Annotated in this window: 1 protein-coding gene; it reads right to left on the reverse strand. The window is 70.0% G+C overall.

The genetic code is table 11. The features are described 5' to 3' along the window. Positions 1-42: 42 nt before the first annotated feature. Positions 43-906, reverse strand: an 864-nt coding sequence (locus G5B46_RS24110) for an IS5 family transposase (protein WP_165263224.1), incomplete at its 5' end; no start/stop codon positions are given.

A 906-nucleotide genomic window follows, 5' to 3' on the forward strand; every position in this document is an offset into this window, starting at 1 on the left:
GGAGGGGGGACTTGGGGCGATCTGGACGGATGGGTGGCGTGGTCAGGCCGTCAGGACGGCGGCGCGGCGCAGGTTGAAGGCCATGGCGGTGAGCAGCACCTGGCCGCCGGCCTTGGCCAGGCCCAGATAGCGGATCCTCGTCAGGCCCATGCGGCGCTTCCAGGTGGCGAAGGTGGTCTCCACGGCGGCGCGACGACGGGCGATCAGGTCGTTGAAGCGTTTCTGACGATCGCTCAAGGGATGATAGCGGTTGGGCCGTCGCATCAGTCTGGGCTTCACGCCGGCCTGCTTGAGCCGGGCGCGGCGAGCGTGGGTGTCATAGGCCTTGTCGGCATAGACCGCCGCCTCGTCGCCCCGGATCAGGGCGTCGGCCGGGACGGTGTCGTTGACGTTGGCGGGGGTGGTGAGCACCGCCCGCACCAGGCCCGAGCCCTGGTCCACGTTCACATGGGCCTTGTAGCCGTAGGTCGAGCCGGGCTTGCCCTTGTGCTTGGCGAAAGCCGCGTCGGGGTCTCTGGCCTGGGCCAGGGCCTCCTGGCCGCCCCGGGGGCGCGGCGTGGCCGCCTCGATCAGGGTGGCGTCCAGCATCGCGCCCTGCTTGAGCACCAGGCCCGCGCCTTCCAGCTGGCGGTCCAACTCGTCGAACAGGCGCTCCAGCAGCCGCTGGCTCACCAGTCGATTGCGGAACCGGCACAGCGTCGTGTGGTCGGGAACCTCGTCCTCCAGGCTCAGCCCCACGAACCGGCTGAACGACAGGCTGTCGCCCAGCCGAAACTCCAGCTCCGCGTCCGACAGGCCGTACCAGGCCTGCAGCAGCAGCGCCTTGAACAGCAGAACTGGCCGATAGCCCGGACGTCCCGGCCCATCCTCGCGAAGACCCGCCAGCGCCTTCTCGAAGCCCGACCA

It is taken from the genome of Caulobacter sp. 602-2 (assembly GCF_011043625.1).
In the GTDB taxonomy this organism is placed as follows: domain Bacteria; phylum Pseudomonadota; class Alphaproteobacteria; order Caulobacterales; family Caulobacteraceae; genus Caulobacter.